At 30.2% G+C, this 13447-nt stretch carries 13 protein-coding genes; 8 read left to right on the forward strand and 5 right to left on the reverse strand.

The window, feature by feature from the left end; genetic code table 11:
- The first annotated feature begins 45 nt into the window (after nucleotides 1-45).
- The 6 genes from RAH41_RS21425 to RAH41_RS21450 all read left to right on the forward strand — a co-directional run bounded on the left by RAH41_RS21425 (nucleotide 46) and on the right by RAH41_RS21450 (nucleotide 6630).
- Entirely contained in the window at nucleotides 46-2271 is a 2226-nt protein-coding gene (locus RAH41_RS21425; RefSeq protein WP_331225303.1) for a hypothetical protein, read from the forward strand.
- Entirely contained in the window at nucleotides 2246-3697 is a 1452-nt protein-coding gene (locus RAH41_RS21430; RefSeq protein ID WP_331225304.1) for a DUF2357 domain-containing protein, read from the forward strand. The genes RAH41_RS21425 and RAH41_RS21430 overlap by 26 nt, the downstream gene beginning before the upstream one ends.
- Nucleotides 3698-3891: 194 nt before the next feature.
- Entirely contained in the window at nucleotides 3892-4581 is a 690-nt protein-coding gene (locus tag RAH41_RS21435) for a GntR family transcriptional regulator (protein WP_331225305.1), read from the forward strand.
- Nucleotides 4582-4918: 337 nt separating this feature from the next.
- On the forward strand, nucleotides 4919-5182 hold the full coding sequence (locus RAH41_RS21440; protein WP_331225306.1) for an excalibur calcium-binding domain-containing protein: 264 nt from the start codon (nucleotides 4919-4921) through the stop codon (nucleotides 5180-5182).
- 216 nt (nucleotides 5183-5398) lie between these two features.
- Nucleotides 5399-5878, forward strand: coding sequence for a hypothetical protein (locus tag RAH41_RS21445; protein ID WP_331225307.1), 480 nt, complete (start codon nucleotides 5399-5401; stop codon nucleotides 5876-5878).
- 167 nt (nucleotides 5879-6045) lie between these two features.
- On the forward strand, nucleotides 6046-6630 hold the full coding sequence (locus RAH41_RS21450; protein ID WP_331225308.1) for a hypothetical protein: 585 nt from the start codon (nucleotides 6046-6048) through the stop codon (nucleotides 6628-6630).
- 76 nt (nucleotides 6631-6706) lie between these two features.
- Here RAH41_RS21450 and RAH41_RS21455 read toward each other — a convergent pair whose 3' ends face one another.
- On the reverse strand, nucleotides 6707-7006 hold the full coding sequence (locus RAH41_RS21455) for a hypothetical protein (RefSeq protein ID WP_331225309.1): 300 nt from the start codon (nucleotides 7004-7006) through the stop codon (nucleotides 6707-6709).
- A 1602-nt stretch (nucleotides 7007-8608) separates the two neighbouring features.
- Here RAH41_RS21455 and RAH41_RS21460 point away from each other — a divergent pair.
- A complete protein-coding gene (locus RAH41_RS21460) occupies nucleotides 8609-9091 on the forward strand; it encodes a hypothetical protein (protein ID WP_331225310.1) in 483 nt (160 codons plus the stop codon).
- 183 nt (nucleotides 9092-9274) lie between these two features.
- Here the strand turns inward: RAH41_RS21460 and RAH41_RS21465 are convergent, their stop codons facing one another.
- From RAH41_RS21465 to RAH41_RS21480, 4 genes are all read right to left on the reverse strand, one after another.
- On the reverse strand, nucleotides 9275-9937 hold the full coding sequence (locus tag RAH41_RS21465; RefSeq protein ID WP_331225311.1) for an amino acid ABC transporter permease: 663 nt from the start codon (nucleotides 9935-9937) through the stop codon (nucleotides 9275-9277).
- Between the two features lie 12 nt (nucleotides 9938-9949).
- Nucleotides 9950-10588 (reverse strand): amino acid ABC transporter permease, encoded by a 639-nt coding sequence (locus RAH41_RS21470; RefSeq protein ID WP_331225312.1) that lies wholly within the window; start codon nucleotides 10586-10588, stop codon nucleotides 9950-9952.
- A 72-nt stretch (nucleotides 10589-10660) separates the two neighbouring features.
- The gene (locus RAH41_RS21475; protein WP_331225313.1) at nucleotides 10661-11458 is read right to left on the reverse strand and encodes a transporter substrate-binding domain-containing protein; all 798 of its coding nucleotides are present in this window, start codon (nucleotides 11456-11458) and stop codon (nucleotides 10661-10663) included.
- A gap of 14 nt (nucleotides 11459-11472) precedes the next feature.
- Nucleotides 11473-12201, reverse strand: coding sequence for an amino acid ABC transporter ATP-binding protein (locus RAH41_RS21480; RefSeq protein WP_331225314.1), 729 nt, complete (start codon nucleotides 12199-12201; stop codon nucleotides 11473-11475).
- Nucleotides 12202-12752: 551 nt separating this feature from the next.
- Between RAH41_RS21480 and RAH41_RS21485 the strand changes: the two genes are divergently transcribed.
- Nucleotides 12753-13412 (forward strand): YiiX/YebB-like N1pC/P60 family cysteine hydrolase, encoded by a 660-nt coding sequence (locus RAH41_RS21485; protein ID WP_331225315.1) that lies wholly within the window; start codon nucleotides 12753-12755, stop codon nucleotides 13410-13412.
- Nucleotides 13413-13447: the final 35 nt, after the last annotated feature.

The following is a 13447-nucleotide window of genomic DNA, read 5'->3' on the forward strand; positions in this document are numbered from 1 at the left end:
CTAAAATAGTGCATTTTATAAGTGCGAGCAAAAAGGAGTGTACCAATGTTTAAAGTAGAAGAAATAAATACAATTATTAATGAAGAGCCTATTAAAAGAAATGAAAGAATACTTAACGAAGTTCAACCAATACTTAGGGGATTAATGCAGCGTTTTATCGATCAAAATAAGGATAGGTTTACTTTTTTAGAAAATTATTACATACACGGTTATGAAGGTACTTTAAAAACGACGATAAATGATTTGAAGAATCCAGATTACTCCGAGAAAAAGCAGTCTTATGGTACTAGAGGGTTTGTTGAGTTAGTTAAAAAGGATTTATTAGATCAAGAATGTAATCTTTTAAAACTGGAATGTAATTTACAAGAAGAAAAAGTAACCATTAAATTAGATTCGAAGATTTATCCATTCTTAAAGCTTTACAAAAGAAATGAAAAAATCGAAGGATTACTGGAAATAATCGATTTATTATCATTGGATATTGATCTAATGATTGGTGGAGAGATAGTTCAAAAAAGTGAATTCGTAAGTAGGGTTGAACAATTAATTAAAGAAAAGAAAAAACCGACATTATCATTCGGAAAAAGTTATTCTTTATCATATATTGAAAATGAAGATTTTATCTTAAAAGAACTTACAATTGTTTTAAATTCACTTAAGCCAATATATGAATATCTGTTTATTGAACAAAATATTCACGAAGAAGTAATGAAAATTGGTAATCAGGTATCACTACTAACAGAGCCAATAACTATAAATCTATTTAATAATCAATATACAATTGAATTTGAAGAAAGAGAAAAATTTAAGCAAGTTTTTTCGCTTTATGAACATAAGCAACTTATAACAAAAGGGACGATTGAGTTTAGTAAGCGTTTATCATATTCCCAGTACGATTATAAGGAATCATTATTAGTAAATGTAAATGGTAATAATCTAATTGCTTTTATGTTAAGGAAACTTGTGGAGGATTCGAATGGTAAATGGAGACAGAATATAAGTTTTTACCAAAGAACAGGGCTAAGTAATGAAGATTTAAAAAGGAAAGCTGAATCTGTTCTTAAGGAACATCAATTTGCTATAGAAGGAAGTCAAATTATAGTAGGAACCTTTAATAAAATTACAGGTAGATTTGAGGAGGAAATCAAAGATATTAAGGCAACCTTAGTTAAGGCGGCACTAATTTTTGCGGATGTAAAGGGATCATTTACTTTGCCTAAATTGGAAGAGGAACAATTAATCGAAGAAGATGACGTTGATGAAGTACAATTAGAAAATTTAAGTCCAGTGTTTGAACTTTCAAATATTCTTCAAAAAGCTGAGGAATCGCCTTTAACATTCTCTCAGTCTATCATTCGAGATTTTCATCTTAATTTAACGTGTTTAGAAGATAAACATTTTGTTATTTTAAATGGAATCTCAGGGACGGGAAAAACACAATTATGTCGTTTATATGGGAATGCAGTGTATGGCTTAAATTATGAAGACGAAAATCCTTACTATGAGTTAATAGCGGTTAGACCTGATTGGATGGATTCTTCTCCGTTATTTGGTTATTATAGTAATCTTGAAAAAAGATATATTTCTACACCTTTTTTAAATATGATTTTAAAAGCTAATCAAGAAAAACATAAACCACACTTTATTGTCTTAGATGAAATGAATCTAGCAAAGGTAGAGTACTATTTAAGTGATTACTTAAGTGCAGTTGAATCAAGGCTACCTATTCATCTACATAATGAAGAAAATGAGACTGATATTCCGAAGTCAATTAAAATTCCACATAATGTATATATCATAGGAACAATAAACGTAGATGAAACAACACATAGTATTTCAGATAAAGTACTTGACCGAGCATTTGTCATGACACTTTCTGATATTCATTTATCTAATTATTGGGAGAGTAAAGATACAAAATTTAAAAGTGTTTTACAGCAAGAGTGGACGTATTTAACTGAACTATATCAATTCCTAATTCCATACGAGCTTCATTTTGGTTATCGTTCAATTAATGAGATGTTAAATAAATTATATGCAAATGCTAGACTTGAAGATGAATTTAAAATGGATGTCCTAGAAGCATTTGATGTTGTAATTAGTGAAAAGATTCTACCGAAAATTAAAGGTGACGAAAGAATCTCAACATTAATAGAAATATTAATTAAATGGACTGAAAACACTCTATTAAATAATAGTATTACGAATAAACATTTATTGAGAATGAGAAGGGAACTGGAGTTATATGGAGCTACACAGTTCTGGCGTTAATATTTATATTTGGGACAATGCATGGATAAAATTAAGCGATGCTTATTTAATTGAAGGAATGAGTTATAGGTGGAAAGCAGATTTAAGTGATGCATTTAAATTTTTATTAAATAGAGTGGCGATTCCGTTGAACAAAACTGATTACGGATGGGAGGGTGTAATTGAAATCCCATTTTACAGCGGAGAGGTTTTATTTACAGTAAATGATGAGAGTATTAAGCAGTACATTTATCCCGACGATAGAAAATTAACAAATGAACAATTTTCTGTCATGTTAGAAAATATTTTAGATGAAGCAGAATTGTGTTTTGAAATGTCTGGTTTGGAAAAAAGTGTTTCAACTGATAAACGAAAAAGGAACATCTCTTTTCTACAGTGGCAATATATTGAAAAAAATTTCTATGGACTAAGAAATATTCTTCTTAACATTAAGAAGAATCCTCTAAGAAAGTTAATTAGGGAACAGGAATTTATTAAAATAGAAAAAGTGAAGGTTGTTAGTACTGGAGTAGAAAAATGGTTTGATAAAAAGGGAATTATTCAACCTTCTCCTAATATGTTAATTCATGCCAATCAAACAAATGAAACTTATGCTACATATGAAAACCAAGCCTTGGTAAAAATGCTAAATGAATTAAGTGTTGCTTTAAGAAAATACGAGCAAATAGATGATTACTCTATCGCAACGAAAGCTAAAAAGTATAATTACATCATTCAAAATTGGCTTAATTGGGATTTTATCAAAGCGGTTAAACCAATCAATGGAAGTATAAAAGTAACTCAAGTGTTTCGAAAGCATCCTCAATATCGTATGTTTTACCAATGGTTCAATAAATTTTTTAAATTTGGAAATTTGAAGTGGGATGTACAGCAAAATATCCCTTTAAAAAGTACATATGAGCTCTATGAAATATGGGCTTATTTACAACTTGTAAAATTTCTTCGAGAAGAAGATATGATTGATAACCTATCTAATTTATTTAGATTTGAAACGAACGGTTTTTTTCTTAATTTAGCTCAAAATCGTGAAAGCGAAATTATGTTAAAAAATGGGAAGTTAGTTTATCAAAAAAGTATTCAATGGAATACAAAACCATACTACAGCTACACTCAAAAAATGATACCCGATATATTTTTAGAATTGAAAGAGAAAGTCTATATATTTGATCCGAAATATCGTTGTGAACATAACCTTGGAACTGCCTTAGGAGAAATGCATAAATATAGGGATGGAATACTAGCATGTGAAACACATCAAAAAGTAGTTTCTGAGGTTTATATTTTAACTCCAGTTACAAATGGTGGGGTAAAGGATAAGAATCTTTTTTCAAAAAATTACCATGAAAGATATGGTATGGGAGCTATTAGCATGATTCCAGGAACTGATAATAATGGAATGAAAGATTTAATAAAAGAATTATTGTAAAGAATAAAATTAATGAAAAGTTTAACGGTGTGCACTGTACTGTCATTAAAAAATGACTAACCGTGTACATCTTTTTTTATTTAGTACCCAATACAATGTCATCTAAACGTGATATAATCCGTACGGTAAATGATTCAGTGGGAGATGTAGAAAGGCAGTGAATGTAAGTGAGTGTAACTTGAAAAAAAGGACCATTGTATTTACAAGTAAAGGATATCTTAAAGGATCGAATTTTACATGGACTGTATCCTGTTGATACAAATATTCCTTCAGAAATACAACTGGAAAGTGAATTCAATGGAAGTAAAATAACAATTCGCAATGCTATTAAAGAGCTTGTTCAAGACGGATTTCTAGAAAAAATGAGTGGGAAAGGTACAAGAGTCCTACGTAACAGCTCTACCTCAAAATTATCAAAAGGAAAGCGTTTTACAGAAGTATTAGTAGATGAAGGACATAAAATACAAAAAGATTTATTGTGCGCAGAAATCATACATAATCAAAAAGACACAGAGCTTTATCATTTATTTGGCGAGAAGTGCTTTTATATCGAACGTCTTTATTATCTAGATGAAGTACCTTATATTCACTACACGCATTATTTAGAATCTAGACATTTGGATGGAATCGACCTATCAGACATAAATGTCCATTCCTTGTATGGATTGATTGAAACACAAGGTGTATCTTTAGAGAAATTTCGAGATGGGTTTGAAGTCGAGTTAGCGCCTCCTCACGTCGAAGAAAGATTACAAGTAGAAAAGGGTACTTCTTTATTAAAGCGCTCACGTTATTCTTATAATGAAGTAGGCGATTTAATCGAATATAGTGAAGGGTATTACAATACTAAAATGCAGCAGTATATTGTTAATTATGACGTGTAAACAAATTTAATAGAGAGTATTAAGTTTAAAATGAAAAACATAAAATAAAATAAAATAATATACTAAATAAGAAATGTGTACAGCCAAATCTGTACACATTTTTTCTATATACCAACTCACTACTAATAATCTCGAAGGAGAAATTCCAATGCCAAACAAGCTTAAACCTATCCAATTTTAGAGATGGTTTATTAAAGTTAGTAAATACTTCCTGAACAAATCTGGTTAATTTTTACTAAAATAACAAGAATATCTATGTTAAAATTATTAATAGATTAAGATAAAAATACATAATTATTTCTTTTTGTAACAAAAAAATAGATTGGAGCTATTACAGATGAAAAAACTTGTTATTGGTATTCTTACAATTGGACTTATTCAAAGTTATTCAATCATTACAACAGATGATGCTAGTGCAGCTGTGAAAACTTTTAAAAACTGTACTGAATTGAACAAGACATACAAGGGTGGAGTTGCCCGTAATGCATCCGTTAAAAATAAAGGCGGTAAAACTAAATATAAACCGTATGCATCAAAAGCTCTATATGACGCTAATAAAAAAATGGATCGCGATAAAGATTTAATAGCGTGTGAAAAATAAGTTTTATAGGTTTAAAAATGAAAGTTCAGAGAATACAATAATATATTAAAGTATCATTGCAGTCTTCAAATTTTGAAGACTGTATTTTTTATTTCCGAATTCTTCAATTTATTATCACATTTGAAGTGAGTTTAATAGAACTTAATGTGTTAACATTTTCATAAATTAGTAAATTTTACCTGTTATATAATTACTTTTTAAAAAGGAGTAAGACTTTTGGAGAAAAACTGTTATTCTCTTCAATTAGAGCTAAATTGTAAAAATCATATGATTCTCGCTATAAATGAAGATACAAAAGGAGCTAGAAGTTTAATTGGTTATATGGTATTAGAAGATGTTAATCGTCCAGGTACACCTAATGATTTTAAAGATTTACATCCTGTCTTTTTAAAAGAATGGGATGATGATCGAAATCTTATTTTTGCGAGAATTTATACTTTTGATAGTATAAATGAGGAAAAAATTGATGCATTATTAGAACTTGCAGAAACGTTTATTGAGTTTAAACCGAATGTAAATCCTAAAGTAGATTTTTTTGTCGCAAAGGAGGTTTTAACACTCTATGAGAAGAGTTGGGAAAATGATATGAATAAGATTCCTGTTTATCAATGGTTAATAAATGCTAATAGTGAAAATCCAATTAGTTTAGCAAATTTAAAAATGGATTCATTAAATCATCTATCACAAGATAAATAAATAAGAACTGAAAGATGTGGGAGAGAGCCCTTATAGAGGACACTAAAAAAGTTCGTGAAAAAAATATGCGAAGCCTTCTCTATAATATCTAGGAAGCCTTCGCTATTTCCTTATAGTTAAAGGTCATGGAATACCTACATTTCGTAAAAGTTTGGGAGAATAAAAAAATGATAATAAAAATCTTAGTTTTAATTTTATTACTAATTCTAGGGAATCTATTATATAAACTGATCCCCTGGAAGTATATTACTGTACTATTTGGAATTATTGTATTACTATTAGTAGGTTTTTTCATTGTTGAGCGTACTTTTATTTTAGTAAAAAATAGACTACTAGAAAGTACTTCACTAAAAAATGAAGGATTGAATGAAATTATGATTGATAAACAAGTTACACCTGAACTATTGGTAGATCTAAAAAGTAAATATGGTAGTACAGTTAAACACACAGACATTGTAGTAATACTTCCTGTTGATAATGATAGAAACTATCAATTTAAGAAAATCTATATTGGAATTAAAAACAATAAAATTAATAGTATTGTTTCTGAAGATCCTAAATTAAAAACGAATAAAGGTATTGGAATAGGAAGCGATGTATCGACTATTAAAAGTATATACGGTAATAACTACATTCGCTCGATTGATGAAATAGGAGATATGATAACGTATCTTGATAAAAAGCAAAATATAAAATTGACTTTCATAATATATGAAGAGAAAGTATTTCAAATTATTCTAACTAAGTATTAAGTCAAGGAGAAAAATTATGGGCATTTCCGTTTGAAAAAGTTTTATGTTAACTTTTTCACAAGTATTGATGCTCTTATTATCTAAGTGGATCTAATATTACTTTATTTTTTTTACGATCTTTATAATAACCATAATATTTATTATCACCTTTTATTTTTACGCGAACTGACCATTTTAGATCACCTGATGATTTAATCCAATCAAAAACTGGATGAAGTTCTTCTATCTCTTGCTTTTTTAAGCCTTTTTCCTTAATAAGATATTCCTCAACTGCATTTTTTGTAAAATGCAGTTTTATTTTTACATAAGTGTACGAAGTGATTATTAATACACTAGCTATTAATAAAGGATTCATTATCTTTTTTTTCTTTTTCATAATATATTCTCCTCCAATAAAAGATAAGTTAATTTTAACTAGTAATCCATTATATAGTTATCTTATATTGTGAATTAACTATGAAATTTCATTATAATATTCAGCTATGAATTGATATTATTGAGTGGAGTTCTATTTTAGCAAAAAATACTTTATTTAGTTTAAACCAAGTGTAAATCCTAAAGTAGATTTTTTTGTTGCAAATGAGGTTTTAAACCTATATGAGAAAAGTTGGGAAAATGATATGAATAGGATTCCTGTTTATCAATGGTTAATAGATGCTAATAGTGAAAATCCAATTAGTTTAGCAAATTTAAAAGTGGATTCATTAAATCATCTATCACAAGATGAATAAAATAATATGAATGATAGAGATTAGCAATGTAGTTTATTGGACAATACAAAAAGCTGACCCAAAAAGTCGTTCATCAACGACCTTTTGAGTCAGCTTTTTTTTCATCACTCTGCTTAATCAGTTGATTTTATTACAACCCAAGCAATTTCTTTGGATACAATATTATATACTATTTTAAGGATTAATTTTTGATTTTTATCAAAATAACTATGATACTTAAGATCTTGTGCTCCATCTTCCCAAGCTTCTTTGTAATTATTCTAAAGTAATTTAGTAACATCACTTATATATTTTAAAGTGGATTTCCCATTAATGATTACCTTGTTTTCACTATAAAAGCCGAACAAATAATTTAATTGATTTTTTTTATTTACATCCAATATTAAATTTTCAAGTAATATTTTGCATTCCGTCTTGAAAATGGAGGACTTTTAACATAACCACTTAAATCTACATCGTCGATCTTATCATATATTTTTATATTATTTATTGAAATTGTATTTAAAGATGTGCTTTTTAGATTTTTTTCACTATCACATCCTGAAAAAATCAAGAAGGTACTTAGATATATTAATATAAAAAATTTTTTCATTTTCCACCTCGGCAGGCTACTTTCAATTAATCTATAAATAATTTCTCAATTAGTATTTCTTTATAAAATATTAACAGAATGTAATCTGTATTTTTTACTAAAAGATTACGAAATTATGAAAGTTTTACCATTTATAATCGAGATTGTTTAGATTAAGACGTTTCAAAAGCTCCATGCATATTAAAGTATCGTTGCAGTCTTTAAATTTTTAGACTGTATATTTTTGTTTCCGAAATCTTCAATTTTTTATCACATTTATAATGATTTTTATATAAATCATTATGTTAATATTTTCACAAGTTAGTTCTTTTTAATAAGGAGTGATGATCATGAAAAATTAATAATTCTCGATGTTACATTATTTTTTACTAGTTCTAGACACAACATCAGGTAGACGAATTTTGGTTACTGAAGCTAATGTGAAATGAAAGGGCTGATGAAATGACTTAAAAGATTATAAAAAAGGGGAAGAAGATTTAAAAGAAATGGAGAAAGCAAAGGATAAAATTGAAGCTAAAAAGTTAAATCTGAAAAAAACAGCTGATATAATAATTGCTATAGGTATTTTTGTCAGTTGTAGGTCTAGTTATATTTGTTACTTCAAGTATTGCTACAGGGGGAGCATTTTTATTGTTAATTTAAAAAGGAGTGTTTTTTGGTAAATTATCAATTTTTATTACAATTAGAATTGAATTATAAAAATCATATGATTTTTATAATAAAAGAAATAAAACCAAAGGGATATTATGAAAAAATAGGCTATCTAGTATTAGAAGATGTTAGTAGAGCAGGTACACCAAATGATTTTAAAGATTTACATCCTGTATTTATAAAAGAATGGGATGATGATCGAAATCTAATCTTTGTGAGAGTATACACTTTTGATAATTTAACAGATGAAAAACAAGATGCATTATTAGAACTTGCAGAAACTTTTATTGAGTTTAAACCAAGTGTAAATCCTAAAGTAGATTTTTATGTATCAAAAGAAGTTTCTAAACTTTATGATAAGTGTTGGGAAAAAGACATGAATATGATACCAGTTTATCAATGGTTGATCGATGCTAATAGTGAAAATCCAATTTGTTTAGCAAGTTTAAAATTGGATTCATTAAATCATCTATCACAAGATGAGTAAATAAAACCTGACTGATGTGAAAGAGAGTATTTTATAGAGGGCATTGAGAAATTCCGTGCAAAATAATTAGTGCGAAGTCTTCGCTGTTTTTCTTTAGGTGATACGATATTATCGTTCCGAAAGATATCGTTTTGTTACTCATTATAAAATAAAAAATCCGGCCCAATTTAAGAACCGGATTTCCTAAGACTGCTTAATCTCCAATCTACGCGCAACCAACGACAAAACATAATTAACAATAAAATACATCAACGAAACCATCACCATAACAGGGATCACATAAGATTCCTTCTGCGCATAAATAATCTGTCCATTATGCAATAAATCTGGCAACGCAATTACAACAGCTAACGATGTATCTTTCAGTAAAGAAATAAACTGACTAACAAGGGGCGGAACCATTCGTCTCAATGCTTGAGGTAAGACGATGTGACGCAATGTCTGGATATAATTCAGTCCAGATGCACGTGCTGCCTCAGTCTGTCCTTTTTCAATCGAGTTTAAGCCACTTCGAATAATTTCTGATATCATAGCTGATTCAAATACTGTCAATGCTGCGATTGCTGCTGTTGTTATTTTCATTTCAATCCCGATTTCTGGTAGGGCAAAATACGTAAAGAATATAATGAGTAGCAAAGGCAGGTTCCGAATGATCTCAACAATCGCGGTTAGTAATTGAGTAACAACGGGAATCTTCGTATATCTAAGCGTACCAATCAGTCCACCAATCATAAAACTTAGTACGATTGAAATGGCAGCGACTTTAAGGGTGACCAAAAATCCTTCTAGTAAAAATTTTATATGATCAAGTGTATACACATCAGCGAACGGCTGCAGAAAGTCCATTCATCCACCTCCTTAATTACTTCTAGCCAAGCGTTTTTCTAAATAGCCTACTCCAATACTTAAAGGAATCGTTAAGACTAAGTAAAATAAGGCTACAAAAATATAAGTATCATACGTTACGTATGTCATTGCAGATATTAGATCGCCTTGATACATTAAATCTCCACCAGCTACGACTGCTAACAATGATGAATTTTTTACTAAATTTAGAAATTGATTGCCAAGAGGAGGGATGACGATTTTGATCGCTTGGGGGAGAATAATGAATCTCATTGCCTGTCCGTAACTCAAACCTGTTGAGCGGGCAGCTTCCATTTGTCCTTTTGGAACAGAGAGAATACCGGCACGGATTGCTTCGGAAATGAAGGCTGCTGTATAGATGGTCAATCCGATTGTTCCTGCAACCATTCCACTAAAACTGCCAGCTAAGTAAGTAAAAAACACGACCACTAGTACAGGGATATTACGAATAAATTCCACATAAATCGAACCTAACCAGTTAAGTGGTTTAATTGGAGCAATTCGCATGACAGCAATAATTGTTCCTAAAATAAAGCTACTTAGTAATGCAATTAAACTAGTTAAAATGGTAACTCTTAATCCTTCTAAAAAATACTCCATATGTTCTGTTAAAATCGAGAAATCAATCAAAGGATTTCCTCCTAATGATCAGGAAAAGCAGGCCCGTAAAATGACGGACTCTGCATCTCCCAACATCAATAATTATTTTTTAATCCATTTATTCTTAATTTCATCGTATTTACCTGAAGCTTTCAGGTTTTTTAATGCTTTATTTAATGCATCGACAAGGTCTTTATTTCCTTTTTTAACCGCAATTCCATAAGGTTCTTGGGTAAAAGTTCCACCTACTAATTCAAATGAAGGATCTTCTTCTTTCATTCCATAAAGAATTGAATCATCAGTCGTTAAGGCATCACCTTTACCAGCTTTTAGGGCTGTAAATGCTTCAGCATAGTTTTCAAATTCAAGTACTGTTGTTTCAGGAGCTTTCTGACGAATATTTACAGCAGAAGTGGACCCTTTAACAGCAAGCACTTTTGTACCTTTTTTCAAGTCAGCAAGTCCATGAACTTTACTGCCTTTTTTCACGAGTAAAGATTGTCCGGCATTAAAGTAAACATCAGTAAAATCTACTTCTTTTTTACGTTCTTCATTAATGGTCATTGTAGCGACTACCGCATCAACTTTCCCATTATTTAAGAGGCCAACCCTGGTTTTTGACGTAACCTCTATGTATTCTGGTTTAACTTTATCGCCAAACATTTCTTTTGCTAGTGCTTTGGAAAGGTCAATATCAAATCCCTCTACTTTACCTGTTGAAGGATTTTTCAATCCAAATAAACGAGTGTCATATTTTACACCAAATACGATTTTCTTATCATCCTTAATACGAGCTAGAGCATCTTTGCTTTTTGTATCATCCTTTCCACCACAACCTGCAAAAACTAAGGCGGCTGTTGTTGAAACTAATGCCATCTTCATAAATTTTTTTAGAAACATTCCATTACCTCCTATTAATGATTTAATATACGGCTAAGAAATAAGCGAGCCCGTTCTTCACGCGGATTCGCATAAAACTCAGCCGGAGTTGCTTCTTCTAATATGCGACCCTCGTCCATAAAGACGATGCGGTCGGCAACCTCTCTGGCAAAGCCCATTTCATGAGTCACGACAACCATCGTCATGCCTTCCCTAGCAAGAGTCTTCATAACATCTAGCACTTCACCAATCATTTCAGGATCAAGTGCTGAAGTAGGTTCATCAAAAAGCATAATTTCCGGTTTCATCGCAAGCCCGCGAGCAATTGCCACACGTTGTTGCTGCCCACCAGAAAGCTGAGAAGGGTAGGACTTGGCCTTTTCTAAAATGCCTACCTTTTCAAGAAAATGTTTGGCTGTTTCATCAGCCTCTTCTCTAGATTGGCCCAGCGCTTTCATAGGAGCTAGAGTAATATTTTCAAGCACAGTTTTGTGCGGATACAAATAAAAATGCTGAAAAACCATTCCAATATTGCGTCTTAACTTATTGAGATCTGTGTTTTTATCCCCAACAGAAATCCCACTGACAGTAAGAGTCCCGTCATTAATCGTTTCCAAATGATTGATACAACGCAACAAAGTACTTTTACCAGAACCCGACGGCCCAATCACAACAACAACTTCACCTTTATTGATTGTGAGATTAATATCTTTCAAGACTTGAAAATCGCCATAAAACTTATTTACATGTTTAAATTTAATCATTCCTGACCTCCTGTACAATTTTATTGACTATGTAAAATGGAGAATTTTGGGAATCAATATTTAATGTGTATGCTTGTTCGCTTTGTGATATCACGCTTATTTTGTTTTTAGTCTTTTTGAACGATTACTTGAGAACTATTAACTTAAATTTATTTTTAGAAATTAACGATGTTTCATAGATTTTTAAGTAGAAATGTACTAGTGATTTTTTGACTACTTAAATTTGATAATTATTTAAAATAATCAAATTGGTCATACTTTCTTCATAAATTTAAGGATTCTTCATGAGTTTAGTATGTTAATATTTTCACATACTAGTAAATTTTACTAAAAAATAAAGAATTAACGTTAATTAAAAATTAGGAAGAATGGTGAAAAAATTACTTTGGTAAACTTTTTTATGTTTAATTGAGATTTTATTCTTTGATTTTTACAAAACAAATATCCCGTATTTTTCAATTTAATTAAGAAAAGAGAGGTGAATTCTGCACTAAATATCGCTATTAAAATGTAAAAAAATGAATTAGGGTTATTTAGTTGCAAAGATTAGTATGTTAAAAAAAGTAATTTTGATTGGAACTTTATCTTTTACATTAAGCATATCTGGTTTTTATGGAAGTATTTACGCGAAGGCAGATAAATCTTTAACTTTAAAAGAAGAGAAAGATTTATCAAATGCTAAGATAGAAACAAAACAATTGGAAATTGAACTAGAGCAACTAGAAGAGCCGGTTTTCTATGGTGATAAAAAAAGTGAGCTTCGAGGTACAACATGGAAAAGAAAGGGAACTATTTTTGTAACTACTGATACTGCTAGTGCTAACTCAAGTACTTGGGCAGGAGGGCATGCAGGAATTTCTTATAATAATTACTACACAATAGAATCATTTGGAAACAAAGGGGCTGCTTTAAATGGAGTAAATTTGTGGAATAATGATTGGAATAAAAGATACAAACACTTTAAAGCTATATCGGTCAATGGAACAACAGCTGCACAAGATGCAAAAGTTGCAGACAAAGCTTATTCATATTTGGGGCGTAAGTATAACTTAAATTTTTTTAGTATAAATCAAGATAAATCATTTTATTGCTCGCAACTTGTATGGTATTCGTATAAAAAGATAGCAAGTATTGATTTAAATGATGGCGGTGCTGTTTGGCCTGTAGATTTAATTCAATCAAAAAAAACCTACACAATTTATTCACAATAATTCCATTGCGAAAGACGAGTATTAATACTCGTCTT

This window comes from Gottfriedia acidiceleris (assembly GCF_036421055.1).
GTDB classification, from domain to species: domain Bacteria; phylum Bacillota; class Bacilli; order Bacillales; family Bacillaceae_G; genus Gottfriedia; species Gottfriedia acidiceleris_C.

Excerpts from the sequence above, each read along its gene's own strand:
- RAH41_RS21475 (WP_331225313.1), bottom strand. The coding sequence starts at position 11,458 with ATGTTTCTAAAAAAATTTATGAAGATGGCATTAGTTTCAACAACAGCC.
- RAH41_RS21425 (WP_331225303.1), top strand. The coding sequence starts at position 46 with ATGTTTAAAGTAGAAGAAATAAATACAATTATTAATGAAGAGCCTATT.
- RAH41_RS21455 (WP_331225309.1), bottom strand. The coding sequence starts at position 7,006 with ATGAAAAAGAAAAAAAAGATAATGAATCCTTTATTAATAGCTAGTGTA.
- RAH41_RS21485 (WP_331225315.1), top strand. The coding sequence starts at position 12,753 with ATGTTAAAAAAAGTAATTTTGATTGGAACTTTATCTTTTACATTAAGC.
- RAH41_RS21480 (WP_331225314.1), bottom strand. The coding sequence starts at position 12,201 with ATGATTAAATTTAAACATGTAAATAAGTTTTATGGCGATTTTCAAGTC.
- RAH41_RS21430 (WP_331225304.1), top strand. The coding sequence starts at position 2,246 with ATGGAGCTACACAGTTCTGGCGTTAATATTTATATTTGGGACAATGCA.
- RAH41_RS21465 (WP_331225311.1), bottom strand. The coding sequence starts at position 9,937 with ATGGACTTTCTGCAGCCGTTCGCTGATGTGTATACACTTGATCATATA.
- RAH41_RS21450 (WP_331225308.1), top strand. The coding sequence starts at position 6,046 with ATGATAATAAAAATCTTAGTTTTAATTTTATTACTAATTCTAGGGAAT.
- RAH41_RS21440 (WP_331225306.1), top strand. The coding sequence starts at position 4,919 with ATGAAAAAACTTGTTATTGGTATTCTTACAATTGGACTTATTCAAAGT.